We start from the raw sequence: 25,816 nt of genomic DNA on the forward strand, positions 1-25,816 counted from the left end.
TCCTTTAATCAGCTTATAAAACTTCAATAGTGGAGTATCCACCACTTTGCTTATTTACATGAACTTGCGTGGCTACACGTTCGCTCATTTCGCTCACATGCGATATAACCCCTACTTTGCGGCCCTGTGCTTGCAACGAATCGAGCGCGTCCATAGCAACGCTGAGTGTTTCGCTATCTAACGTACCAAACCCTTCGTCAATAAACAAAGAGTTGATTTGTACTTTGTTTGACGAAAGCGATGCAAGCCCTAATGCAAGTGCTAGTGATACTAAAAACGATTCACCGCCAGAGAGTGTATTAACCGAGCGTTGTTCGTCGGCCATGTCGCGGTCAATAATGGCAATATCGAGCGATTGCGCAATGGCTGTAAGCTCGTAGCGTTTATTAAGGGTTTTTAAGTGGCTATTAGCGTAATGCAGTAATATTTTTAGCGTTTGTGTTTGCGCTAAGTTACGCATGGTTTTACCGGTTGCATCGCCCAATACTTTATTAAGTAAGTGCCATTGTTCAACTCGCTTTTTAAGGGTGGCTAGCTCAGTTTGCTTACCCTCAAGTGCTTTGGCATTTTGGTTGTGCTGTTCTATAGCAGTATTGGTGGTAAGTAAGCTGTTTTGCTGCTCAGTTTGCTTTGCATTTAATGCACCTAATTGCTCGGTGAGTTCAGTGTGGTTTTGTGACGGCTTGTTAGTATTTTGGTGATCTGTATGCGCACTTTGTTGCTGTTTAAGCGCTGCATTTGCATCAGTAAGTGCAGCTGAAAGCTGCTCAAACTGGGTTAAATGGGCTTTAATTTGCTCACTGCTTAACGTTAGTAAAATTGTGATCTGCTCGTGCGTTGCCTCACTGTACTGGGCTTTAAAGTGGCTAAACCATTCGTTGTAGCGCTCTTCAAGTGTTTTAAGCTCCGTGCTTTGCTCGGCTAAACGCAGCTCTGCGTTTTTAAGCTCAATTGCATGCTCGTCTCGTTTTTTTACAGCGTTATCGTAAGTTTGCTGGCTGTTAGTTAACTGAGCTTGGCATTGCTCAAGCAGGGCATTAATTTTTGTTTGGTAGTCGTTTACGCTTATTTGCTCGTTATTAAACAACGCAAGGCGCTCACTTTGTGTTGTATTTTGTAGCTGTTGAGCATTGTCTAAATCATCTTTTAGCGTTTTGAGTGCACTTTCGCTTTTAGTTATTAGTGGCGTAAGCTGCTGTATTTGCTGATTGGCTGTGTCTATTTGTTTTTGACTTTGCTCAAGTTGCGCATATGTATGCTGATACTGCTCAACCTGTTGGCTTAAATCATTTAGGTTCAGTGCGCCTGATTGAAGGTGTTGCCAAAAGTTGCTGTTTTCAAATTGTGCATTAAGTGTTGTGGTTAGATCGCTAATTTGCGACGTTAGCTCAGCGTGCTTTGTATTTAATTGGCTTAGTTTATTGGTTAGTTCACTGTTTAAATTATGCAATTGATGTTGTGTTTGTTGCTCTGCTTTCAAGGCGTTTGTTTGCTGATTTACCTTTTCTTGCAAGGCTGATTGCTGTTTTTGCGACTCAAAATAGTGAGACTTTTGGTTGCTGAGCTGGGCGTGGGTTTCATCAAGCTGCTGCGCTGTTAAATCGTTAAGCTCTGTACGAGTACCTTGCATTGTTGTTTTAATTTCTAGCTGTTTTGCCTGTGCGCTTTGTATGGCCTGACTGTGCTGGGCGTGCTCAGTGACAAGGACAGCATGTTGTGTTTGATGCTGATGCAGCTTAGTTTGAGCGCTATCGTGTAGCTGTTTAGCCTGATTATAACTTGCTTCAAAATCGGCTATTAAGTTAATTAATTGCGGGCTTTGGCTGCTTGCATACGGGTGCTCTTTTGCCCCGCACACTACACATGGCTCGTTTGGAATAAGCTGAGTGCGTAAATGTTCTACGTTTTCGCTGGCACGCAGGCGTGCTTGGTTTAATGCGTATTCGCTGTGTTTAAGTGCTTGTTCGCATGAAGCTAAGCTTTGTTGCAATGTTGTTTGCGTTTGCTCACTGTTTACAAGTTTGGCTGCAACCGTCGCTTGTTGTTGTGAGCTGTGTTTTATTTCTTGATTAAACTGCTGGTAGCGCAAGCGCTGATCATTTAAATATTCAATATTTTTAAGTTTGCTATCGCATTGCTCAATATTGAATTGACGTAGTTGCTCACTTAATTGGTTGAGATCTTTCTGCTGATGCGCAAGTTGTTGTTCTTGTTGCTCTACTTTTTTAGTTTGATCTGCTAACTGTGTCGCGTGTTTAGTTTGCTCTTCTAGCAGCTGTTTGCTTTGAGAAGCGGTTGTCTTTATTTGCTCATTGGCATTTAAATACGCATTAAAGCTGTGTTGGTAATAATTCCAATCATTCGCGAGCGGTTTAAGCTGCGTATGTTCAGTAAGCCATTGCTGATGCTGCGTATTTAGCTTAGTTGCTTCATCAAGCACGTTTTGGCTGTGTTTAAACTGTATTTGTAATTCGCTAAGTTGTTGCTGCTCTTTTTCACTTTGCTGAGTAAGGCTAGTAATGCTTTGTGTGTTAATAGCAAGCTGGTTGTCGAGCTCGCGGGCTTTTGCAATAATTGGCTCAGCAGATTGCTTTTGCTCTTGCGCTGTTTTTAATTCGCTTTGTTTTGTTTTAAGTGCCTTTACTTGCTCATCAATAAGCGTTGCATGGTCAATAGTTTTTAAGTCACTTATTTGTTTATTTAGGGTGTTATTTTGCGCTGTTAAATACTCATGTCGTTTTCGGTTATCTTTTATCTCAAGTGCGCTTTGTGCTTGTTTTGCTTGTTCACTCTGTTGAGCAATTTTTGCAAGCTCGTTGGTAGCATGCTGCTGACTTTTTGTTGTCTCTTCAAGTGCGAGCTCAAGTGCACTTGCTTGCTTGTACCAATTTAGGTTTTGCTCTGTGCTTATTAGCGCTTTTTTAGTGTCTTCTATTTGCTGTTTTAGCTCATTAAGCGTGGTGTGTTTTACTGCTAATTCATCTTCACTCAATAAGGTATAACTTGAAAGGCTTGCTTGTAGTAAATCAAACTTATCTTTTAACTCTTTGTTACGTTCAAAAATACGCTTACCAATTAGGCTAAATTTGTCGGTGCCTGTTAGGCACTCCAATAATTGCGCGCGTTCATCGCCAGTTGCTTTTAAAAATGCAGCAAATTCGTGCTGCGCTAATAATACTGCACGCGAGAATTGCTCAAAGCTTAAACCTATTTTACTTTCTATTTGTTTTAAGGTTTGGCTTTTGTCGGCTATTAATGTTTCATCTGGTAGGGTAACTAACGTGTGCTCGGCGACTTTTAATTTACCGGTTACTTTTTTATGGGTGCGCTGTATAGAATAACGGGCGCGGTAAAGGTGTTTGTCTTGCCCTACAAAGTCAACCTCAGCAAAGCCTTCCCACTTTCCACGGCGTAATAAGTTACGCGCATCGTTTAGCTTTATGCTGTCGCCGTTAAAATCAATTAAGTTGCCTTTATCGCCTTTTAAGCGTGCTGTTTTAGTATAAAGCGCTAAACAAATAGCATCTAAAAAGGTACTTTTACCCGCGCCGGTGTCGCCGGTTATGGCAAATAAGCCCGCATCTTTTAGTGGGGCTTGAGTAAAGTCGATTTCGGCGTCTACTATTGATGCTAAGTTATGAATGCGTACTGCGGTTATTTTCATAGTTGCTCTTGCTCCGTCAGTTCACTTATTACATCGTTTAAAAGCACTTTTAGTTCATCGGGTACGTTCTGCCCTGCCATGTCTTTATCATTTGCAAAGGCTTGTTCTAATAAATTGAGCGGATTGAGCATTTCAACTTCACTTAAATCTTCAAATACTGTGTCGTTGTCGGTATGGGTAGTTTGTTCACGAACGCGTTCGATACCGCAAAATTTTACGTGCTTACCTTCTAGTGCTTGTTCTATTTGTTCTCTGAAGGTGGTGTCGGTATCACTTGATTTAAGTTTTACGCGTAAATAAGGGGCAATAGCATGTTGTGATGTATCGAGTGCTTTAATTTGTTCACATAAGTCATTCAGTGGCACACACTCCCCTTTTGGTAAAATAATAACGTCGGCCGAGCGCGGAATGTAAAGGGGGTTTACAGTTGTACTAATGCTCTGTTTTTTATCGCTTTTAAATTCGACAACATTAACTTGGTGAGTATAGTTACGCTCTGAAAACGACATGGGAATAGGCGTGCCGCTGTAGCGAATAGTCTCGTTTTTAGCAACTTGTTGCGCTTTGTGTAAATGGCCTAGAGCTACATAGTTGGCTTTATTGCCAAACACATTGGCTGAAATAGACTCTTCACCACCTATCACTAAGTTGCGCTCTGAATCGCTTGATATGTCACCGCCTTTAGCGTGTAAGTGCCCCATTACTATTAATGGTGAATTTTGCTCATTAATTTTATAGGCATGCTCTAAAGCAAGCTCATATGCATTTGCAACGCCCTGTGCATAGCTAGGGCCGTTTTTTGTTTGGCTTACTGAGCTGACATCGCTTGAGCGCAAAAAAGGCATTGCAGCAATTACAGCGCGTTTATTATTAGTATTTATTTCTATAATAATATCGCCAGGCGCTGAGACATCAAAACGCCCTACTACGTGGGTATCAAATTGAGCAAGTAAAGGCTGAGCCGCTAAAATACGATTTGCAGAGTCATGATTGCCAGCAATAATTACCACGTGCATGTGTGGGCAATGTTTTTTAGCGTCTTTTATAAACTGGTAAAGTTGGTTTTCGGCGCTGGCACTGGGTGTTGCCGTATGATAAATATCGCCTGCGACTAATAACAAATCTATTTGCTGCTCAACAAGTGTGGCAAGTAACCAGGTAAAAAATGCTTGATGCTCAACACGGCGGTCGTGTTCGTAAAATTGTTGGCCAAGGTGCCAATCGGAGGTATGAAGGACTTTCATGTCGCGCTCTTAAAAACCAGTAAGAGCGCCAATATACCCAAGGCTGTTAAAGATGCAAGCCTCAGTAGAACTAAACAGTTAGCTTAAGCTGTACCAAATGCCAAAAATTACTGGCAAAACAATCAATGCGATGAGTAGAGGTTTTTTTAACGTTTTAGTTTGTTTGGATTGCAGCCTTTTAAGTGCGTTCGTTTCGTTACAAGCGGCTACTTTATCAATGTAAAAATAACCTGAATCAAGGTACTGCTTACAGCTATTTTCGTTGGCTGGGATTGCAATTAGTTCTTGTTGTTTTTTTAGGATATAAAAATCCATGAGCCCACCGCATTTCTTGCTTGTAATCGATAATATTTGAGGATAAATAGTCGTCATTTATTTGCCTCAAATAAAAAGGTGGGCGATTTTAAATACAAATGACTACAAAGATCAACCAAAAACTACGGTAATTTCAATTTATCGTACAAATAATTAAAATTAGTGAAAACACCGCAATATTTACGCCAATTATGAGCTGTTTTTTACTGTGTTTTTGTTCAGTGGTTAGCCGTTTTAGGGCATCTTCTTTGTTGCAGGCCGACACAATATCTACATAAGAATAATGGTCAGCTTTATAGCGCTCAAGTAGTTCTTTATCAGCAGGAATTGCGTCTAGTTTGTGTGCTTTTTTTACAATATAGAATTTCATAGCGTGGACCTTTAAAATCTCACTTAACTTTACTGTAATCTCATTTGATGAACTTGAACTGAAGTTGGCTAATACGAGTGTGTTTTAATGCTCTAGTCGGTTTAAAATTTGTAAACCCCCTTTACATTTTTAAATGAATTAAAATAGCTAACAAATTATTGTTATTTGTGAGTACAAAACTTTAGTGAATATCACCCTAAAAATAGGGTGTTTGGTCGCTATTTAATTGAAGAAATCGGCTACATTTGACACAGTATGATCACAAAATTATTTTAGGACTAACAATGAAAAAAATAAGTCTTACGCTTAGTGCTCTTTTATTGCCAATGGTAATGTCGGGTAGTGCTATTGCGTCTTCAGTTGAACAAACAAAAGGCTCGTTTGTTGATAAGTTTCGTCAGTTGGATGAAGCATTGCCGACACCAAATGTGTACCGCAGTGCTGCGGGTGAACCAGGTGAAAATTACTGGCAGCAAAAAGTTAACTACGATATTGACGTGAAGTTAGATGAAAAAAAGCGTCGCCTTAGTGCAAGCCAGAGTATCGAGTATAAAAATAACTCACCGCATACATTAAAATATTTATGGTTACAGTTAGACCAAAATATTTTTAAAAGTGATTCAATTGCTGAAACCACTAAAACCTTTAAAAGCACGTTACAAAGCCTGCCTGCGCAAAAGCCTGCAAAACTGAGCTTAGGGCAGTTACGTCGCCAGCAATTTATGAGTGACAACGAGCTTGGCTTTGCAATAAGCAATGTTAAAGACGAAGACGGTAAAGCACTACGTGTAACAATTGTAGATACATTAATGCGTATTGACTTGAATGAGCCGTTAAAGCCAGGTAAAGAGGTTGAGTTCAGCATGGACTTTGCGTTCAATATTGTTGAAGAAGATGCTGTTGGCGCACGCTCAGGTTATGAGCATTTTGAAAAAGATGGCAACGATATATTTTTACTTGCCCAGTGGTTTCCGCGTTTAGCGGCGTACACAGATTACGAAGCATGGACGAATAAAGCCTTTTTAGGCTCGGGTGAGTTTACGCTTGAATTTGGCGATTACGACGTAGAAATTACAGTACCCGCTGATCACATTGTATCGGCGACGGGTAAGTTAGATAATCCAAGCAAGGTACTTACAAGCACGCAGCGTAAACGTTTAAAGCAATCTGAAACTGCTAAGCGTCCTGTGTTTATCGTGACCGAAGAAGAAGCACTCGAAAACGAAAAAGAAGGCACAGACAAAACGAAAACATGGCGATTTAAAGCCGACAATGTGCGTGATTTTGCATGGGCGTCTTCACGTAAATTTATGTGGGATGCAAAAGGTTACCAACAAGGCGGTAATGTTCAACCACTTGTTATGGCCATGTCTTTCTTCCCTAAAGAGGGCGGTGACTTATGGAAAAAGTATTCTACTGAATCTGTTGTGCACACAATGGAAGTGTATTCAAAGTATTCGTTTGATTACCCTTACCCAACTGCACAATCGGTAAATGGTCCGGTAGGTGGTATGGAATACCCAATGATTACTTTTAATGGTCCGCGTACTAAGTTACAAGATGACGGTACACGCACCTATTCTCAGTCTGAAAAACGCTTTTTGATTGGCGTTGTGATTCATGAAGTTGGCCATATTTACTTCCCAATGATCGTTAACTCTGATGAACGTCAGTGGACGTGGATGGATGAAGGCTTAAATAGCTTTTTAGATGGTGTTGCCGGGCGTGAATGGGATCCTACTATTCCTTGGGGTGTTGAGCCTCGTGATATTGTTTCGTATATGAAATCTGAAGTTCAGGTGCCTATTATGACGCAATCAGATAGCGTACTTCGCTTAGGCCCTAATGCTTACACTAAACCCGCTGCCGCGCTTAATATTTTACGTGAGGTGATTTTAGGCCGCGATTTATTCGACTTTGCATTTAAAGAGTACGCACAGCGCTGGAAATACAAGCGCCCTACCCCTGCTGATTTTTTCCGTACTATGGAAGAGGCATCAGGTGTTGATTTAGATTGGTTTTGGCGCGGCTGGTTTTACACTACCGACCATGTAGATATCTCGTTGGATAAAGTGTATCAACTGCGTTTAGATACTAAAAATCCAGATATAGATTACAGCCGCCTACGTGATATTGAAGCTGACAAACCAACATCGTTATTTGTTGAGCGTAACCGTGCAGAAGGTAAAAAAACATGGGTTGAGAAAAACCCTGATATTACTGATTTTTATGACGAAAATGACCGTTTCACGGTAACGAATAAAGAGCGCAACGCGTACAACAAGTTTTTAAAAGGGCTTGAGCCGTGGGAGCGTAAAACGCTAGACCGTGCTTTAAGTGACGATCAAAACTATTACGTGATGGAATTTTCAAACCTGGGCGGTTTGGTGATGCCAATTTTACTTGAGCTCACGTATGAAGATGGCACTAAAGAAGAGCGTTACATTCCTGCTGAAATTTGGCGTCGTAATCATAAAAATGTACAAAAGCTTATAGTTACTGATAAAAATAAGCCGCTTGTATCAGTAAGTGTTGATCCACGCTGGGAAACTGCAGACGTTGATGTAGAAAACAATAACTACCCACGTCGCATTATTCCTTCACGTATTGAAGTATTTAAAAAGAGTAAGAGTAAAGCTAAGGTGAGTCGCGATATCATGCAAGATATTAAAACAGAGCTTAAAAGCGATGAGAAAAAAGACGAAAAGGATGAAGTAGAGGAACAGCAATAATGCGTTTTTTGCTTATTGTTGTTTGCTTTTTAATTGCTGCGCCAAGTATGGCGCATCAATTAAAATCATCAGTAACGACTGTGCTTTTTAACAAAAGAACGCATAATGTTGAGCTTATGCATCGGTTTTACTTACACGATACTGAGCATGCTGTTAGCAGCTTATTTAAAGGTAAAATTGATATAATTAGCAATAAAACTGATCAACAACGCTTTGCCAAATATGTTGAGTCACATGTGGCTTTGCAAACATTAAATGGTGACGTTGTGCCGCTTAACTTTGTTGGCGCTCAGGTTGATGGTAAGTTTTTTTGGGTTTATCAAGAAGCGCCTATCCCAGAGGGAATTCAAGGGATAAAAATGAGCAATGGTGCGCTGCGTGATTTATGGCCATCACAAGTTAATATGGTGAACGTTGAAGGCAAAGGTAAAGTTAAAACCCTAAACTTTGCTCAGGATGATACCTGGCTTGAAGCTCGCTTTGAGGCTAACTAACTCATTGTTAATATAAAATACGCGCTTATTTAAGTGCGTATTTTATTACACTATTTAACGTGCGTTCATAATTGATCGGTAAAATACCAAGTTACGTAAAAAGTTGGGTTGTTTATATTTACCTTGTTTTGCGCAACATACAACTAGCTGCTAAGCTTTTGTTCATTGGTAGTTGCAGTGAAGTTACTGACCACCTCGCACTATTAATTTAAATATAATTAGTATTAATTGTTCCCACTTAAGGGTGTAAGCTCAGAGTATTTTTATGTTTGAAAAAAGCTCAACTAATTATTTTCACAAACAAGGATTGGTATGACGACTCAGGTAGAGGCTATCCATGGTGTTATTTTTGATTTAGATGGTACTTTGGTATCGTCAGAACTCGACTTCTCACTTATTAAAGCCCAAATTGGCTGTCCCGATAACGAAGATTTACTCGACTTTATTGCGCAACTTCCTTCTCCTTATATGCGCGAAGAGGCAATGAACATTGTTCACCAGCACGAATTATTAGATGCACAACATGCCACGTTGTTGCCAGGTGTAAGTGAAGCCATTTCACTATTAAATGACCGAAATATTCCTATGGCAATAGTGACGCGTAATTTTGACAAAGCAGCTGCACTTAAATTAAAAAATAACCCGCTTCCTATCAGCACAGTACTTACACGAAGTGACGCACCAGCAAAACCCGATCCCAGTGCATTAAATGCTATTGCTACGCTTTGGAATATTAGCGCAGATAACCTATTGTACGTAGGCGATTACTTATACGATATTCAAGCTGCACACAATGCTAATATGCGTGCCTGCTTATATGCTCCCAATGAAACGCCTCCTTATGCTGATCAAGCTGATTATGTGTTGCATGATTTTTACGATTTGGTTGCTTTAGTTGAAAGCTACTCCAAAAAAGTCGAGTTATGTTAAATTGACGCTATATTAGCTTTAGTAAATTTACCTCTCACAATATGGGCGCTCATTTACTAAGGTTTACTAGCCCAATACGTTTTGAATTGGTAAAATAATAAAAAAAATAATGTATTTATTAGAGGCACAAAATGGGTAGAGCATTTGTAGTTCGTCAAAGTTCTATGATCAAAACAGCTAATGCAAAAACAAAAGTAAACTCAAAGTACGGTAAAGAGATTTACGTTGCTGCTAAAAATGGTGAACCCGATCCTGAAGTAAATCAAACTTTGCGTCGTCTAATCGAAAAAGCTAAAAAAGACCAAGTTCCTGCGCACGTTATCGAAAAAGCAATAGAGAAAGCCGCCGGTGGAGCAGGGGAGGATTACTCGGTTGCTCGCTACGAAGGCTATGGGCCGGGTAATTGTATGGTGATTGTTGACTGCTTAACTGATAACCCCAACAGAACTATTAAAGATGTGCGTTTACCGTTTACTAAAACTGATTCAAAAATAGGGACGCCTGGTTGTGTAGCCCATATGTTTGATCATTATGCAGTATTAGGCTTTGCAGGCGATGACGATGAAGTTGTTTTAGAAGCGCTAATGATGGCCGACGTTGACGTTGCTGACGTAGAAGCTGAAGATGGAAAAATTTCGGTTTTTGCACCGCCTACAGAATACTTTAAGGCTAAAACAGCTCTTGAAGACGCATTTGAAGGTATTAACTTTGAGGTAGACGAAATTACTTTTATTCCTCAAGTTAATATTGAAATTGATGATCAAGAGGTTATTGCTAACTTCGATAAATTTATAAATATGCTTGAAGACTGTGATGACGTACAAAATGTGTATCACAATGCAATTATAAAAAAATAATCTTAACGTCGTTTTTATAGCAAATACAAATTAAAAAGCGTGTTTTGTGTATGCAAAACACGCTTTTTTGTATTTACAGAAATGTTAGGTATTCATAGAGGTTATTGATTTATGTGTTTCTATTTTAAAATGAGTTGTTTTAAGTGTGTTTAAACACATTTTTAAAAATATTGGTGTGCTTATTTGTTGATTTAGAAAATAAAAAACCAGCCCTAAGGCTGGTTTTGACACGAAATAAACAATTAAGATACAGCGTTAAACATTTGGAGTGTATTAACTTTGCTGTAACTTATACTGTATACGGTAGCTATGTAATAACGGTTCAGTATAGCCACTAGGTTGTGTTGTTCCTTCAAGTACTAAGGCGAGGGCTGCTTGAAACGCAATACTATTTTTTAGTGTTTCAGGGCTGCTTGCCATTGGGGTATAGGCTTTATCGTGTTCGTTTTGGCCGTCTACTACCTTGGCCATTTTTGCCATAGTGGAAGTAATTTGCGCTTGTGTACATATGCCATGTAATAACCAGTTAGCCATATGTTGACTAGATATTCTAAGTGTTGCTCTGTCTTCCATTAGCCCGATATGGTTAATATCGGGTACTTTAGAGCAGCCTACACCTTGGTCTATCCAGCGTACTACGTAACCCAAAATACCCTGTGCATTGTTTTCAAGTTCGCTTTGTATGTCTTCTTTAGAGAGTGTTGACGTATCTTGCATAAGTGGCGGAGTAAGTAAGTCGTCAAGGCTTGCTATTGTACGCTCAGCGATTGCGTGTTGCTCAGTAAAAACATTAACATCATGGTAGTGCATAGCATGCAGCGTTGCGGCAGTAGGAGAGGGCACCCAAGCTGTATTAGCGCCCGATTTAGGGTGTGCTAACTTTTGCTCCATCATCAGCGCCATTTTGTCAGGCATAGGCCACATGCCTTTGCCTATTTGAGCTTTTTGGCTTAATCCACAGGCAAGGCCAATATCTACGTTGCGATCTTCGTAAGCACTTATCCAAGGCTGTTGTTTTATTTCAGCTTTAGGGAGTGCAACACCTGCTTGCATTGAGGTGTGAATTTCATCGCCTGTACGGTCCAAAAAGCCGGTGTTAATAAATACAACACGTTGTTTTGCTTCATTTATACATGCTTTTAAGTTTACAGATGTACGGCGTTCTTCATCCATAATACCCATTTTTAAGGTGTTTTTAGGTAAGTTTAAGGCTTCTTCTACATGGGTAAATAGTGTGCTTGTAAAAGCAACTTCTTCTGGGCCATGCATCTTAGGTTTTACAATATTAATGCTCTGCGCACTGCTGTTTTTTACGCCAGAATTTTTATTTAAGTCGTGCAGGGCGGCTGTGGCAGTAAACATTGCATCCATTATACCTTCAAAAACAGGCTCGCCGTAAACGTCTGTAATAGCTGGGTTTGTCATTAAGTGGCCCACGTTTCTTACAAACATCATGCTTCGGCCTTTAAGCGTTATGGTACCGCCATCAATAGAAGTATACGTTTTGTCGCTTTGTAACGTACGCTCTACAACTTTGTCGCCTTTTTTAAACGATTCGACCAAGTTACCTTGCATTAAACCAAGCCAGTTTTTGTAAACTTGCACTTTATCTTGTGCATCTACGGCGGCTACAGAATCTTCACAATCCATAATAGTAGTTAGGGCTGCTTCAAGTACCACATCTTTTAAACCCGCTTTGTCAGCTTGGCCAATAATATGATGGTGATCTATCTGTAATTCTATATGTAAGCCATTGTTTTTAAGTAATACAACGCTTGGGTTTTGGGCTTCGCCTTGGTAGCCAATTAACTGAGAGGGGTCAGCTAAAGTGGTTTGAGAGCTGTCACGCAGCGTAATAACTAATGCGCCGTTTACAACAGAATAATTGGTGCTTTCAATATGTGAGCCGTTTTCAAGTGGCAGTGCTTTGTCTAAAAACTGGCGTGCGTATGCCATTACTTTAAAGCCACGAACCGGATTATAGGCAGTGCCTTTTTCTGCCCCGTCATCTTCACTTAACACATCTGTGCCATATAAGGCGTCGTATAACGAGCCCCAACGTGCGTTAGCTGCATTAAGTGCAAAGCGTGCGTTACTTACTGGAACAACTAACTGTGGGCCTGCCGTAACGGCTATTTCGGGTTCAACTTGTTGTGTTTCAATTTTAAAATTTGCAGGCTCTGGCACTAGGTAGCCAATGTCACTTAAAAAACGTTGGTATTGCTTGCTATCCCACGTTTTATTTGCAATGTGGAACTGATCAATTTGTTGTTGCAGTTGTTCGCGTTTAGCCAACAGCGCTTTATTTATTGGCGTGAGCGTTTGAACAATCTTTGCAAAGCTTTGCCAAAATTGTTGTTCTGATAAGTGTGTACCAGGTAATAGTTTAGTTTTAACAAAGTCAGCAAGCTCTAAATCTACGCTGAGTCCTGAATGTGTGAGAGTGTGGGTCATAATTGCCTTCCTTAAACGGTCGCCATAGTATTTGTGCGTTTGAGCAACAATAACGTAAAAAAGCCATGTTGAGTGTGTTTTTGATATTCACAAAAAATATAGTCGTAATAAAAACTATAAATTTACTAAATCTAAAAAATAAGCCTAATGTTGAATTAAGCGCTACGGAGCACTAGCAACGTCGCCACTCTCACAACATTAAATTATTTATATACCCGTTCGAAGGACTTTATTATGACAACATATCAACGCGAAACCGACACTCTTTCTACTTTATGCCAATCTCAAGGTAATGCATGGCAGGCAATTAACCCAGAGTATGCAACTCGCATGCGTTTACAAAATCGCTTTCGTACTGGGATAGAAATTGCACAATACACAGCTGACGTAATGCGTGAAGATATGGCCGCTTACGATAAAGATACAAGCCAATACACACAGTCTTTAGGATGTTGGCATGGATTTACTGCCCAGCAAATGATGATGGCTATTAAACGCCACCAAAAAACAACTAAACGTAGTTATGTTTACTTAAGTGGTTGGATGGTTGCTGCACTTCGCTCTGCGTTTGGTCCGTTACCTGACCAAAGTATGCACGAAAAAACATCTGTTCCAGCGCTTATTGAAGAAATTTACACATTCCTAAAGCAAGCTGATGCCCGTGAGCTTGACCACTTATTTAATGACCTAGATGAAGCAAAAGCGAATGGTGGCGACGTTCAAGCTGTGCTTGATAAAATTGATAACTTTGAAACGCATGTTGTGCCAATTATTGCTGATATTGATGCCGGTTTTGGTAACGAAGAGGCAACTTACCTACTTGCTAAAAAAATGATTGAAGCAGGTGCATGTGCTATCCAAATCGAAAACCAAGTATCTGATGCCAAACAATGTGGTCACCAGGCGGGTAAAGTAACCGTACCTCACGAAGACTTTTTAGCAAAAATTAATGCGGTTCGTTATGCATTCTTAGAGCTAGGTATCGACAACGGTATTATTGTTGCGCGTACTGATTCGTTAGGTGCAAGCTTGACTCAAAAAGTGCCTGTATCGCAAACGCCAGGTGATTTAGCAAGTCAGTACAATGCCTTTTTAGAGACTACACCTATTAATGGCGTAGAGGACTTAAACGAAGGTGATACGGCAATGAAAATCAACGGTGAGCTGTGTAAACCTACTCGCCTTGAAAATGGCCTATACCAGTTCCGTGAAGGAACAGAGAAAGACCGCGTAGTACTTGACTGTGTAACTAGCCTACAATCTGGCGCTGATTTATTGTGGATTGAAACAGAAAAGCCACACGTAAAACAAATTGCTGAGCTTGTAAACCGTGTTAAAGAGCAAGTACCAAATGCTAAACTAGTGTACAACAACTCACCTTCGTTTAACTGGACGCTTAAGTTCCGTGAGCAAGTGTACCAAGAGTGGCAAGAAGCGGGTCGCGATTTGAGCGCTTACCCAAGCCTTGGTGATAACAAAGGCCTAATGGCACCAGAAATGGATGCAACAGAGCTTGCAGCCGCAGCTGATGTATTGGTACAAAATTTCCAACGTGATGGTGCACGTGAAGCGGGTATTTTCCATCACTTAATTACGCTGCCTACTTACCATACTGCAGCACTTAGCACAGATATTTTATCAGAAGGCTACTTTGGTGACTTAGGTATGCTTGCTTATGTACGTGATGTACAACGCCAAGAAATTCGCCGTGAACAAGCATCTGTTAAACACCAAGACCTAGCAGGTTCTAACATTGGTGATACACACAAAGAGTACTTCTCTGGTGATAACGCGTTAAAAGCCGGTGGTGAAGATAACACCATGAACCAGTTCTAAAAATTTCTAGATAGTGTTACTCAAGGGCCGTAAGGCCCTTTTTTTATGTGTCATAAATATTTTTACTGCACTCACTAATAGCAAAGCCTTTATTAGTGCTAAAAGCGAATTGTGTATGAGAAATAAAACTTACATTAGGTTACTTAGTTAGTTGAGATCAGGTTTTAACCAACTATAGATATGCGGATCACGTTTTAACTAGCTAACCGAATTTGTAGATCAGAGTTTAACTAACCCTTTAATAAAAGCGTTTTGTAAGTGCTTTTTTGCTGTAAAGGGGCCTTAAAGAGCTATTAAAGTAATCAAAAACGTTATTTTTTGTTTTTTTTGGTGTTTAAATTCGATTTATAAACCGATTTTTTACTAACGTATACCTTTCACAAAACAAAATTTTACCAACTGAAAGGCTATAAACAGTGACTCAAACCGATTTTTTACTAACTCAAACTATAAAAAAGCTATAAACCGAAATTTTACTAACTGAGAAATAGACTAAGTCCGATATTTAATATGCCCTATAAGTGTAAAGGGGGTTTACACTTTGCATATACGTAAAAGCCACTTTTAAAAAGTGGCTTTTAGTAATTTAATTAATGTAATGCTATTTACTGTGCTTATCAAACCACCATTGAATGTAAGCAACTTTAGTCATTAAATTAGAAGGGCGAGCTGTAATACCATGCGATGCATCTGGTATGCGAACCATCGCGGTGTCAACACCTTGTAATTTTAGTGCTTGGTAGTATTGCTCTGTTTCAGAAATAGGTGTGCGGTAGTCTGCTTCACCTGTAAGCAGCATTGTGGGTGTAGTAACATTACCTACATAGCTAATTGGCGAACGTTTCATGTAATGCGCTATGTGATCCCATGGTTTGCCTGGGAACCAGTAATCAGCAAAAAATGGATAAAAGTCTGCAGTTAGTACAAAGCTGATCCAATTTATAACAGGTTTAGCAACAACAGCTGCAGCAAATCGATCTGTATGTCCAACAATCCATGCTGTTAGTACACCTCCGCCAGAACCACCGGTAACAAATAGTTTTGATTCATCAATAAACCCTTTTTTAATGAGCGCATCAACCCCAGTCATTAAGTCATCAAAGTCATTACTTGGGTAATTATGATGAATGGTTTGTGCAAATTCTTTCCCATACGAATCACTTCCGCGCGGATTCATGTATAACACCACATTACCATTTGCGGCAAAAAGCTGAACTTCGGCACTAAAGTGAGGACCATAATTAGCCACCGGTCCGCCGTGAATTTCGAGTACTAGAGGATATTTTTTAGATTTATCAAATCCTGGCGGGTAAGCAATCCATCCTTGAATAGGTAATTGGTCGTGGCTTGATTTAAGCCAAATCTCTTCCACTTTTGCTAGTTGTTTATCATCTAGCGCATCGCTATTAAGCGTGGTTAAGCGCTGAGTTTTACCGCGTTTAATGCTCGCTACATCCGCAGGGCGTTGAGTGTCAGCAAGTGTAAACGCGATATCGCCGTTGCTGCTTACATCAAAATCTCCGCCTGAGTATGGTCGTCCAAATGCTACACTGCCAATTTGTTCGGTGATCACTTTACGCTTGCCATTTCGAGGTTGATAAGCAAGGGTAGTTTGACCTTCATTGGCATAGCTAAAGTAAACCCCTTTAGAGTTTGCAGCCCATTTTATTTGCCCAACGCTTCTATCAAAGTTGGCTGTTAAGCTTTTGGTGTTACCCGTTTTTAAATCACGAATGTAAAGTTGAGTATTTTCGTAGTTAGTGCGTTTATCGTCATATCCTGTATACGCAAGGTAACGACCATCAGGAGAGACTTTGGGTTGTTGATCTGGGCCATTTCTATTTGTTACAGCTTCAATGGCTAATGTATTGAGGTTTAGCTTATACACCTCGCTGTTTGTAGGCTTGAGTTCACCATTTTTATGCCTATTCGCTGAGTAGTAAAGTAAGCTGCCATCTTTGCTAAAACTAACATCACCTGCGTTATCAAATTCATCGCTAGTAAGTTGCTTAGCATTTCCGCCGTTAGCATCAAGTGTAAATAATTGATTAAAGCCTTTTTGCGAGTATCCACCACCATCGGCTCGATAGTATACGTCATCAATAAATTTAGCTGGCTCTGCCCACGTTGCCCCTTTCGGCTTTCCTGGCAAATTAACCGGTGGCGTGTTTTTACTTGGTACAAACATGCTGAATACAAGCTGGCTTGAATCGGGGCTCCAACTAATAGCGCGAGGGCTACTGGTTAAATTACTTATTTTGGCAATGGCACCGGTTTTAAGCCACTTCATATAAATTTGGCTGCTGCCATCGCGGGTAGATATAAAAGCAAGGCGCTGCCCATCTGGAGAAAGTACCGGCGAGTAATCCATGTGAACGCCTGAAGTCAGTGGCTGCATTTGTTTGGTTTTGTAATCAACAGACCAAATGTTTCCCACTTTTCGGTCTGTTTTTATATCCATGCGGTTTCGCACAAAGTAAACGGTTTTTCCGTCGTCAGTAATATCTATTTGATTTGCATATTCTAAATCAAATACATCTTGAAGTTGCAATGTGTGTGTATTGTCGTTTGCATTTGCCAAATGGCTTGCGCTTAATATAAAACTAAGTGCTAAAAGTTGTTTCATTATTAATCCCTGTTGTTAACTTATGTACAGTTATAAGTGAGGGATTATTAAATTAACAGTGCAATGCGATGAAGCTCATATTTAACTCCATGGGTGTATTTAACAAGTTGGGGTAAAAAGCTGTAAAGGGGGTTTACAGCTTTCGTATATTACTAAAGGTCAGTCACACAGTGCTTTTATTTCTTTAATGAGTTCAATTGCATCGTTATTGTCTCCATGGACACATAAACTATGTGCATTAAGCATAAGTTGCTTACCTGAGCGTGTAGTTACACTACCTGTTTCTAAGAGCTGTTTGACCTGTGCAAGTATGGCCGGTTTATCATGCACGCTGCCATCGAGTTTGCGAGAGACCAAATGGCCCTCATCTGTGTATTGCCTATCTGCAAATGCTTCGAGTACTAGTTCTACATTAAACTGTTTAGCTAACTGGATGTGTTTATCTGCTTGATTAGTCGCTAAAATCATCAGCTTTAGTTTACTAGGGTAGCTCGCGACAGCAGATAAAATGGTTGCTAACACGTCGTTGTTAGCCATCATATCGTTATAAAGTGCACCATGTGGTTTTACATAGCTTAACGTAAGCCCCTGTATTTTTGCCATGCCTTCAAGCGCTGCTATCTGATACTGAATACAATTAGTTAGTTCGCTTGTTGTTAACGCCATAGAGCGTCGTCCAAATCCTTGAAGATCAGGGTAACTGGGATGCGCGCCTACCGTTACGTTGTTTTTTTTAGCTAACGTTAATGTTGTTGCTATTACATCAGGGTCACCGCCGTGAAAACCACAAGCAATGTTCGCCATATTAATATGTGGCATAACTTGATCATCTAGCCCCATTTTCCATGAACCAAAGCTTTCACCCAAATCACAATTTAGTTTCATGTTAATTGCCTTTTTGCGGTTTAATTGTAACAGGCAAGGTGCCATTGGCAGTGGCTTGGCCTACTAATACTTTAGCGAGTGCGGTAAAGGCAGGGCCTGAAACACGCTCGTGCGTGTCTACATCAATATTGTAAGCATAAGAGGCCAGTACACTGTGGGCATAGTCGCCAAATTTAGCAATGTCGTAAGGAGCCCTCAAACTTATAAATACAGTACGCTTATTAAATTTGTTAGCCATGGAAAGCAATGACTCAAGCGCTTGTGGCTGTTCGCGCGTATTAAGCGCAAAATTAGGGTCATCTTTTAAATCATCCATGCCACCAATTTCAACCGCGCTTTGATTGGGCGTGGCATTACCCGCTATAACAATATCAGCTGTTTTAATGCTCTGGGCTGCTTTTGCTGGGTCAAACCCTTGTAAGCTGCTGCAGCTGAACGTAATAGATGATGAACTTGCAGATTCAATTGCTTGCTGCATAGCCATACACTTACGGGTGTCGGGCATAATAATATGTATATGTTGGCCATCATTTAAATTTAGTGGCAATGTGTTTTCTGTGTTTTTTACCTGTGTTATTGCTGCTAAAGCAAGCTCAGCTTCTATTTTTCTGTGTTGTTTATTGCCTATTATACTTTTTGCATTAACTACTGCATTAATAGGGTCAAACTCAGTAGATAACTCAAATGCATTTTTAAGCGAAATAATACGCGCAGCCGATTGTGTTATTTCTTGCTCATCTAACTGATTTGACTCGACAGCATGAACTAACGATTTAATAAGCTCATCAAGCTTTTTTATATCATCGGGCGTTCTTATTTCTATAGGCATTAGCGCAATATCAACGCCAGCTAAAAATGTATTTATAACAGCTTGAATGGGTGTGAAAAACTGACTAATACCTGCCATATCAAGTGCGTCGGTAACCACTACGCCTTTATAGTTAAGCTCACCTCTTAAAATGTCGGTAATAATAGTGCGCGACATAGTGGCGGGTTTAATCATTGTTTTGTCTTCTACAGAGACAAAGGTTGAGCTATCAAGCGCTGGGTATTGTATGTGCGCTGTCATGATCATACCGGGATTTTGCTTAGCAATAATATGTTTAAAAGGGGCTAAATCTTGTTCGTAAATGGTACTTTTTGAGTGGGCAACGTTAGGGAGTCCTGTGTGGCTATCAACGTGAGTATCGCCATGTCCCGGAAAATGTTTGAGCGATGTAATTATGCCATTACTCTCAAACTCAGCCACTTGTGCTGCGCCAAGTTCACTCACTCGCTGTGGGTTCTCACCAAACGAGCGTACATTTATAACGGGGTTGTCTGGGTTCATATTCACATCAATGGTGGGTGCATAATTTACATTGATCCCCAGGGCTGTTAGCTCATTGGCAATAACCGTTGCTGATTTAGTAGCAAAGTCAACGCCATGCTGTTTATAGGTTGCACCAATAGACATATTGCCCGTGAATGACGTTGCAACATCACGCGGCAAACGCGCAACTCTTCCGCCCTCTTGGTCTATTGATATAAATAGTGGCAGTTTACTTGAAGATTTACTGGCAGCCACTTGAAGTTGATGGCTAAGCGTAATGGTTTGTTCAATTGACTGTGTGTTTTCTGAAAATAATATAACGCCACCAATGTTATAGTCGCTGATTACGCGCGCTAATGACTCTGGTAGCTTTGTCATTGGCGTTCTGCACTGTTTACCAGTGCCTTGTTCACAATAATAGCGAAAATCGAGCATTAACTTTTGCCCTAGTTTTTCCTCAAGAGAAAGAGCCGGTTTTGCAACCGCTTTAATTGATGGCATTAAGCACCCAGATATAAAAATAATTGACGATAAAACATACTTATTTAGCAAAATACACTCCAAAGCTAAATAAAATGAACAAGTGAAAGCAGCTTATCTATTTTTTTATATAACTGCAAAATAAGCGCACCCTAGTCATTAGGGGGAATGTAACGTCACAATATAATAAAAGGTTATTTGGCTGGTTATTAAAAATACACTATGTGCTCAAATATTAGATAATTAATAAATGGCGGGGTATAATTGTAAATACTTTTTAACAAAGTACTTGCTTTAATAGCAGTGTACTGTGGGCTGTTTACTTTTGCTGAATAAATTATTTCCTGTGCTTAATCTGCGTCTTCTTATTGTGCTATTGGCTTTTTCTGCGGCTTTAGCCACGCTCATTAGTAGTTTTCATTCAACGTACCAAGTACAAAAAGAGCAGTTAATAAGCCATACATTAGAAAGTAACTTCGCTTACGCTAATAAATTAGCTTCAGCAACCGACAACTTTTTAGAGTCGGCTAAACAACAACTTGCATATTCAGCAAATAAAATTGAGCAAAACATAAATAATGCAGCATTACTGCAAGAAGAAGTAACGCGCTTAAATTTGCAAACAAATAGCTTTAATTCAGTAGTTATAAGTAAGAATGGGGTTATAAATGCCACATCCCCTTATTTACCTGAAATCATAGGAAAATCAATTTCCTCTCCCGGCGCAACACAGGCTTTAAAAGAAAAAAAGCCACTTATTAGTATGCCGTACATGTCAGCAGCCAATAATTTAATTATATTTATCTCGCATCCCTTATTTAACAAAGAAGGGAATTATTTAGGCTACGTGGGCGGCTCGTTATATTTAAAAGAAAGAAATATTTTAAACGATCTCCTAGAGCAACATTTTTACGAAGGGGGATCGCACCTTTATGTCGTCGATGCTAATAAGCAAATCCTTTATCACCCAGATAGTAAACGAATAGGTACAAGCGTTGCCAATAATAAAGTAATCAATGCGGTTATTACAGGAGAAGCGGGGCAAGCCGTTGTTGTAAACAGCAAAGGGGTAAAAATGCTCGCAGGATTTTCACCCGTTATTAATTCAAACTGGGGCGTAGTGGCTCAACGGCCCATCAAAGCAACACTTGCGTCTCTAGATACATTAATCATGGAAGTATTTGCAAGAACGCTCCCCATGGCGTTAGTCACCTTCATACTCATAGGTGTATTTTCGTATTTTATTTCACGCCCATTAAAGCAACTCGCTAGTAGCGCAAATAGGCTCGACGAAGTAAACAGTATAGAAAAGCTAAAAAAAATAAAAGCGTGGTACTTTGAAAGCCAGAGGTTGAAGCTGGCGATGCTTAATGGCGTCAATATTTTACAAACACAAATAGGGCAACTTAAGCACGATGCCCAAACCGATCCGCTGACAAACACCCACAATCGTAGAAGCTTAAATGGTTTACTTAGCCAGCTAATGTTAAAGCAAACACCTTTTGCTATTTTAGAAATAGACATCGATTTTTTTAAACGTGTGAACGATACCTTTGGGCACGATAAAGGCGATGAAGCACTGAAAGTATTAGCCGATATTATAAAAAAGATCTCTCGAAAAGGGGATATTGTATCGCGTATTGGTGGTGAAGAGTTTTTACTTGTATTGCCACATGAAGACAGCCAAAGCGCTCTAAAAATAGCAGAGCGATTACGCACCACTGTTGAAACAACGCAAATGGAAACAATCGGTTTCATTACCGTTTCAATCGGAATTGCAACTTGGCCAACCCATAGCAATGACATAGACCAAGTATATAAATGTGCAGACAAAGCGCTTTACCATGCTAAAGAGCATGGCCGTAATCGCTGCGTAGTGGCAGAGCCTAGTTAGTATAGACATGTTTAACTTGAATTAAACTTTACTTTAAAAGCCCTTAAATTTATTTAAGGGCTTTTTTGTTTCTTAAGTTTTTTTTAAGTTTCGCTCTTTAACTTATAAACATACTCCTTAAACGGGCGATGTTTATGCAATTAGCACAGTTAAATTTATCACTAGATAACATATCAAATTCGGCACATTTAATAACTGCTCGAGAGAATGATGAGCATCGTAATGCACTAGAATCTGCGGTAAAAGATGGCTTTTTAGTAGCTTACAATGCAACGCTTAAATCATTTATGCCACTACTTTGTAAATACACAACAATTGAGGGGCAATGTACGTTAGGTTTAAGGCAAGCTACCTCTCCCTTATTTATTGAGCAGTACACTGCAGAGCCCATTGAACACTTTTTATTAGAACAAACTCCGCGTAGCAAAATATTTGAGCTAGGTAACTTATGCTCTTCACATCGCAGGGCAACGCTTGGTCATTTTATTGTTGTTAACGAGGCGCTTTACAATACTGGAGCCAAGTATTTAGTATTTTGCGCCACAAAAAAAGTACGGGCGATGGTTCGAATGCTGGGTGTTAACTGCACTGAAATTGCTGTTGCTAACAGCTTTGTAGTTGAAAACCCATTAAGTTGGGGCAGTTATTATGCAAACCAACCTACGGTGTGCATTGTTAATTTAGCGCAGGCACATCAGCAAGTACTTAACACACCCATGCTGTTAAATATTAAACAGCAAAACACACAACAAATTAATGCCTTAATGACCGCGTTGGGGAGCTTATGAGCCTATTAAATAATATTAATAAGGTAGCGAATGGGCCAGTGGTTGTTAGTTACTTAGCCAATAAAGTGATGCCTATTAGTGCTTTGGAGTTACAACAAGAAACTAATAAGCTAACAGCTATTTTTAACGCTTTAGACTCTGGCGCAATTGCCTTCCAGCTTGATAATACTCCAGCTTGGCTGGTTGTCGATGCCGCAACCAGTGCTGCAAATAAGGTTGCGGTGCCTATCGCCCATTTTTTTAGTCAGCAGCAAACACAGTATGTGCTAGCGCAATGTGGTGCGCAGTTTTTTATTAGTGATATGCCTCGTTATTCGCTTGGTAAGCATTCATTGTCGGTAACATTATTTGAGCATTATACCCTTTATATTTATCAGCTCGATGCGATTGAACCCGTGGACTATTTTACTGGTACGCAAAAAATTACATTTACTTCAGGTTCTACTGGCGAGCCAAAAGGGGTGTGCTTATCAACACAAAGCCAGATGCAGGTAGCTCAATCATTATGTGAGCAAATAAACATTAGTAATCCCGTGCATTTATGCTTACTCCCGCTGCCAGTACTATTGGAAAATATAGCGGGTGTGTATGCGCCTTTGTTAAGTGGCGGTTGTGTACATTTAATGCCGCTAAACGAATTAGGTTTTGTTGGCTCAGGGTTAAAAAACCCTAACAAACTCATTGGTGCAATCGATAGTGTAAAACCTAACACCCTTATTTTAGTACCTGAGTTATTAACGTGTTTAGTTGCCTTTGCAAAACAAGGCTGGCAGCCACCAAAGTCACTTAAGTTTATTGCTGTTGGCGGAGCACGGGTTAGTGAATCTTTAATTTTAACTGCACGAGAATATAACCTACCGGTTTATCAAGGTTATGGTCTGTCTGAGGCTGCCTCAGTAGTGAGTTTAAACACCCCCAACTATGACGACATAAATAGTGCTGGTGAAGTATTAGGGCACGTTGAAACGAAAGTTGAAAATGATGAGTTATTTATTAAAGGAGCGTTATTTTTAGGGTATTTAAATCAAGCGCCGCATAACCCAAATACCTGGTACGCCACTGGCGACTTAGTATCTAAGCGTAATAATAAGCTGTACATAAAAGGGCGAGTAAAAAATCTGATCATCACCAGTATGGGGCGTAATGTTAGCGCCGAATGGCCTGAATCATTAATTTTAAGCCAAAGTGCGATACAGCAAGCGGTGGTGTTTGGTGAAAGCCAGCCATTTTTAAGCGCGCTTATTTATGCGGCTCCCAGATTTAGTGATGAGCAATTAAAAGCACATTTAAAAACAGTAAACCAGCAACTTCCTGACTACGCACAGATTAAAAAGTGGCATCGTTTGGCCCAACCTTTAAACGAGCAGCAAGGATTATTAACCGCTAATAATCGCCCTAAACGAGCGGCAATTAGCCAGCACTACAGCCCTATTTTTGAACAGTTTTACCGACTTGGAGAAGTGATCCATGAGTGATTTTTTTAATACATTAAAAGCACAAACTCAAAACGAGCGTGAGTACTTATTAGCTGCGCCAATTATACAGCGTGTATTTAACGGACAAGCAACGCTTGAAGAGTATGCCTCGTTTTTAGCGCAGGCTTATCATCATGTAAAACACACTGTTCCTTTAATGATGTCACTAGGCGCACGTTTAACTGATGAGCAAGAATGGTTACGAGAAGCGGTAGCTGAATATATTGAAGAAGAAATTGGTCATCAAGAGTGGGTGCTAAACGATATTGCAGCCTGTGGGTTTGATAAAGAAAGTGTGCGTCATAGTCAGCCACAATTCGCCACTGAAATGATGGTGTCGTATGCCTACGATAGTATTGCACGTAAAAATCCGCTTAGCTTTTTTGGCATGGTTCACGTATTAGAGGGGACCTCAATTGCGCTTGCTGATGGAGCTGCATCAAACATAGCGAATGCAATAGGGCTTCCTAAAAAAGCATTTAGCTATTTAACCTCTCACGGCGCGCTTGATATAGAGCATGTTAAGTTTTTTGAAAACTTAATGAATCAAATTACAGACGAGGCGGATCAGCAGGCTATTTTACATGGTGCAAAATGTTTTTATCGTTTGTACGGCGGTATTTTTCGCGCTTTAGACGACGAGCCGTTTTTTAAAGCATCAGCACAAGAGCAACACGCATGAATACCGGCTTATGTGTATTAACTGGTGCGGCAGGCGGAATTGGTCAAGCGATTGCTAAAACATTACACGGCCAAGGTTGGCAGTTACTTTTGGTAGGGCGAAATAGTGATGCCCTCAATACGTTAAGTAGCCAATGTCCCGGTAGTATAGTTTTTGTGGGGGATTTAACGGTTGCCGAAAACATGTTGGCACTAGCCATTAAAGCCAAAAAATTAGGGGGCGCTAAGTTACTCATAAACAATGCAGGCATTAATGTAATGCAAAGCTTAAGTGCATCGAGTAGTGAGCAAATTGATAATCTACTGAGCACTAATTTAGCCGTCCCTATGAAATTATGTCAGCTGTTTTTAGCGCAGTTGCACGCGAATAAAGGCTCCATAGTTAATGTTGGGTCGTCATTTGGCAGCATAGGTTACCCGTATCAAACACTTTACTGTGCTAGTAAGTTCGGTTTACGTGGTTTTAGCGAAGCGCTATCACGAGAGCTTTCAGACACACCCGTTAAAGTTAGTTATTTAGCACCAAGAGCAACCGATACAGATATTAATGATGCACAAATACGAGCAATGAATAAGGCGCTTGGTAATCAAATGGACTCCCCGCAGTTGGTAGCTGATGAGTTAGTTGCATTATTAAACTCAAATAAAACCAGACGATTTATTGGTTTTCCTGAGAAACTTTTTGCACGTATCAATGGCGTTTTTCCAGGTATTGTGGATAACGCAATTGCCAAACAGCTTCCTAAAATAAAACAGTTTTTAGGTTAATAGAGGATTTA

18 protein-coding genes are annotated in these 25,816 nt (G+C 40.0%); 10 read left to right on the forward strand and 8 right to left on the reverse strand.

Translation table 11 applies throughout. From position 1 onward, the window contains the following. Positions 1-13 precede the first annotated feature (13 nt). The 4 genes from MTF67_RS06400 to MTF67_RS06415 all read right to left on the reverse strand — a co-directional run bounded on the left by MTF67_RS06400 (position 14) and on the right by MTF67_RS06415 (position 5,593). On the reverse strand, positions 14-3,664 hold the full coding sequence (locus MTF67_RS06400) for an AAA family ATPase (protein ID WP_248519039.1): 3,651 nt from the start codon (positions 3,662-3,664) through the stop codon (positions 14-16). Further along, positions 3,661-4,908 (reverse strand): exonuclease SbcCD subunit D C-terminal domain-containing protein, encoded by a 1,248-nt coding sequence (locus MTF67_RS06405; RefSeq protein ID WP_248519040.1) that lies wholly within the window; start codon positions 4,906-4,908, stop codon positions 3,661-3,663. Before MTF67_RS06405 ends, MTF67_RS06400 begins: the two co-directional genes overlap by 4 nt. Before the next feature lie 78 nt (positions 4,909-4,986). Then, positions 4,987-5,223: a hypothetical protein gene (locus MTF67_RS06410; RefSeq protein ID WP_248519041.1), complete on the reverse strand. Its 237-nt coding sequence runs from the start codon at positions 5,221-5,223 to the stop codon at positions 4,987-4,989. Positions 5,224-5,356: 133 nt separating this feature from the next. Then, a complete protein-coding gene (locus tag MTF67_RS06415; RefSeq protein ID WP_248519042.1) occupies positions 5,357-5,593 on the reverse strand; it encodes a hypothetical protein in 237 nt (78 codons plus the stop codon). Positions 5,594-5,877: 284 nt separating this feature from the next. On the opposite strand from MTF67_RS06415, the gene MTF67_RS06420 reads away from it, so the two are divergent. The 4 genes from MTF67_RS06420 (at position 5,878) to MTF67_RS06435 (ending at position 10,606) form a co-directional block, all read left to right on the forward strand. Next, complete coding sequence (locus MTF67_RS06420) at positions 5,878-8,325, forward strand: M1 family metallopeptidase (protein WP_248519043.1); 2,448 nt, start codon at positions 5,878-5,880, stop codon at positions 8,323-8,325. Next, entirely contained in the window at positions 8,325-8,819 is a 495-nt protein-coding gene (locus MTF67_RS06425; RefSeq protein ID WP_006793306.1) for a DUF6702 family protein, read from the forward strand. The genes MTF67_RS06420 and MTF67_RS06425 overlap by 1 nt, the downstream gene beginning before the upstream one ends. Before the next feature lie 312 nt (positions 8,820-9,131). After that, a complete protein-coding gene (locus tag MTF67_RS06430; RefSeq protein WP_008132888.1) occupies positions 9,132-9,749 on the forward strand; it encodes an HAD family hydrolase in 618 nt (205 codons plus the stop codon). A gap of 131 nt (positions 9,750-9,880) precedes the next feature. Beyond that, positions 9,881-10,606: a YebC/PmpR family DNA-binding transcriptional regulator gene (locus MTF67_RS06435; RefSeq protein WP_248519044.1), complete on the forward strand. Its 726-nt coding sequence runs from the start codon at positions 9,881-9,883 to the stop codon at positions 10,604-10,606. Between the two features lie 273 nt (positions 10,607-10,879). Here MTF67_RS06435 and MTF67_RS06440 read toward each other — a convergent pair whose 3' ends face one another. Next, positions 10,880-13,060 (reverse strand): malate synthase G, encoded by a 2,181-nt coding sequence (locus tag MTF67_RS06440; RefSeq protein WP_248519045.1) that lies wholly within the window; start codon positions 13,058-13,060, stop codon positions 10,880-10,882. 234 nt (positions 13,061-13,294) lie between these two features. Here MTF67_RS06440 and MTF67_RS06445 point away from each other — a divergent pair, with 234 nt between their 5' ends. After that, entirely contained in the window at positions 13,295-14,896 is a 1,602-nt protein-coding gene (locus tag MTF67_RS06445) for an isocitrate lyase (RefSeq protein ID WP_006793310.1), read from the forward strand. 601 nt (positions 14,897-15,497) lie between these two features. Here the strand turns inward: MTF67_RS06445 and MTF67_RS06450 are convergent. The 3 genes from MTF67_RS06450 to MTF67_RS06460 form a co-directional block, all read right to left on the reverse strand. After that, a complete protein-coding gene (locus tag MTF67_RS06450; protein ID WP_248519046.1) occupies positions 15,498-17,522 on the reverse strand; it encodes a S9 family peptidase in 2,025 nt (674 codons plus the stop codon). A gap of 159 nt (positions 17,523-17,681) precedes the next feature. Further along, positions 17,682-18,407 (reverse strand): 5-oxoprolinase subunit PxpA, encoded by a 726-nt coding sequence (locus MTF67_RS06455; protein WP_248519047.1) that lies wholly within the window; start codon positions 18,405-18,407, stop codon positions 17,682-17,684. A 1-nt stretch (position 18,408) separates the two neighbouring features. Continuing rightward, positions 18,409-20,220 (reverse strand): glycoside hydrolase family 3 protein, encoded by a 1,812-nt coding sequence (locus MTF67_RS06460; RefSeq protein WP_248519048.1) that lies wholly within the window; start codon positions 20,218-20,220, stop codon positions 18,409-18,411. Positions 20,221-20,524: 304 nt separating this feature from the next. Between MTF67_RS06460 and MTF67_RS06465 the strand changes: the two genes are divergently transcribed. From MTF67_RS06465 to MTF67_RS06485, 5 genes are all read left to right on the forward strand, one after another. Beyond that, positions 20,525-22,093, forward strand: coding sequence for a sensor domain-containing diguanylate cyclase (locus tag MTF67_RS06465; protein WP_248519049.1), 1,569 nt, complete (start codon positions 20,525-20,527; stop codon positions 22,091-22,093). Positions 22,094-22,227: 134 nt separating this feature from the next. After that, the gene (locus MTF67_RS06470) at positions 22,228-22,881 is read left to right on the forward strand and encodes a thermostable hemolysin (RefSeq protein WP_248519050.1); all 654 of its coding nucleotides are present in this window, start codon (positions 22,228-22,230) and stop codon (positions 22,879-22,881) included. Then, positions 22,878-24,356 (forward strand): AMP-binding protein, encoded by a 1,479-nt coding sequence (locus MTF67_RS06475; protein WP_248519051.1) that lies wholly within the window; start codon positions 22,878-22,880, stop codon positions 24,354-24,356. Before MTF67_RS06470 ends, MTF67_RS06475 begins: the two co-directional genes overlap by 4 nt. Then, positions 24,349-25,038: an iron-containing redox enzyme family protein gene (locus MTF67_RS06480; RefSeq protein WP_039037292.1), complete on the forward strand. Its 690-nt coding sequence runs from the start codon at positions 24,349-24,351 to the stop codon at positions 25,036-25,038. Before MTF67_RS06475 ends, MTF67_RS06480 begins: the two co-directional genes overlap by 8 nt. Continuing rightward, positions 25,035-25,805 (forward strand): SDR family oxidoreductase, encoded by a 771-nt coding sequence (locus tag MTF67_RS06485; RefSeq protein WP_039037291.1) that lies wholly within the window; start codon positions 25,035-25,037, stop codon positions 25,803-25,805. The genes MTF67_RS06480 and MTF67_RS06485 overlap by 4 nt, the downstream gene beginning before the upstream one ends. The last annotated feature ends 11 nt before the right edge of the window (positions 25,806-25,816 follow it).

The sequence above is a fragment of the Pseudoalteromonas sp. 2CM32C genome (assembly GCF_023161925.1).
In the GTDB taxonomy this organism is placed as follows: domain Bacteria; phylum Pseudomonadota; class Gammaproteobacteria; order Enterobacterales; family Alteromonadaceae; genus Pseudoalteromonas; species Pseudoalteromonas marina.

Bases quoted from the DNA above. Each gene is read 5' to 3' on its own strand.
- MTF67_RS06430 (WP_008132888.1), top strand. From the start codon at position 9,132: ATGACGACTCAGGTAGAGGCTATCCATGGTGTTATTTTTGATTTAGAT.
- MTF67_RS06440 (WP_248519045.1), bottom strand. From the start codon at position 13,060: ATGACCCACACTCTCACACATTCAGGACTCAGCGTAGATTTAGAGCTT.
- MTF67_RS06425 (WP_006793306.1), top strand. From the start codon at position 8,325: ATGCGTTTTTTGCTTATTGTTGTTTGCTTTTTAATTGCTGCGCCAAGT.
- MTF67_RS06455 (WP_248519047.1), bottom strand. From the start codon at position 18,407: ATGAAACTAAATTGTGATTTGGGTGAAAGCTTTGGTTCATGGAAAATG.
- MTF67_RS06470 (WP_248519050.1), top strand. From the start codon at position 22,228: ATGCAATTAGCACAGTTAAATTTATCACTAGATAACATATCAAATTCG.
- MTF67_RS06485 (WP_039037291.1), top strand. From the start codon at position 25,035: ATGAATACCGGCTTATGTGTATTAACTGGTGCGGCAGGCGGAATTGGT.
- MTF67_RS06450 (WP_248519046.1), bottom strand. From the start codon at position 17,522: ATGAAACAACTTTTAGCACTTAGTTTTATATTAAGCGCAAGCCATTTG.
- MTF67_RS06435 (WP_248519044.1), top strand. From the start codon at position 9,881: ATGGGTAGAGCATTTGTAGTTCGTCAAAGTTCTATGATCAAAACAGCT.
- MTF67_RS06405 (WP_248519040.1), bottom strand. From the start codon at position 4,908: ATGAAAGTCCTTCATACCTCCGATTGGCACCTTGGCCAACAATTTTAC.
- MTF67_RS06475 (WP_248519051.1), top strand. From the start codon at position 22,878: ATGAGCCTATTAAATAATATTAATAAGGTAGCGAATGGGCCAGTGGTT.
- MTF67_RS06480 (WP_039037292.1), top strand. From the start codon at position 24,349: ATGAGTGATTTTTTTAATACATTAAAAGCACAAACTCAAAACGAGCGT.
- MTF67_RS06415 (WP_248519042.1), bottom strand. From the start codon at position 5,593: ATGAAATTCTATATTGTAAAAAAAGCACACAAACTAGACGCAATTCCT.
- MTF67_RS06400 (WP_248519039.1), bottom strand. From the start codon at position 3,664: ATGAAAATAACCGCAGTACGCATTCATAACTTAGCATCAATAGTAGAC.
- MTF67_RS06420 (WP_248519043.1), top strand. From the start codon at position 5,878: ATGAAAAAAATAAGTCTTACGCTTAGTGCTCTTTTATTGCCAATGGTA.
- MTF67_RS06410 (WP_248519041.1), bottom strand. From the start codon at position 5,223: ATGGATTTTTATATCCTAAAAAAACAACAAGAACTAATTGCAATCCCA.
- MTF67_RS06460 (WP_248519048.1), bottom strand. From the start codon at position 20,220: ATGCCATCAATTAAAGCGGTTGCAAAACCGGCTCTTTCTCTTGAGGAA.
- MTF67_RS06445 (WP_006793310.1), top strand. From the start codon at position 13,295: ATGACAACATATCAACGCGAAACCGACACTCTTTCTACTTTATGCCAA.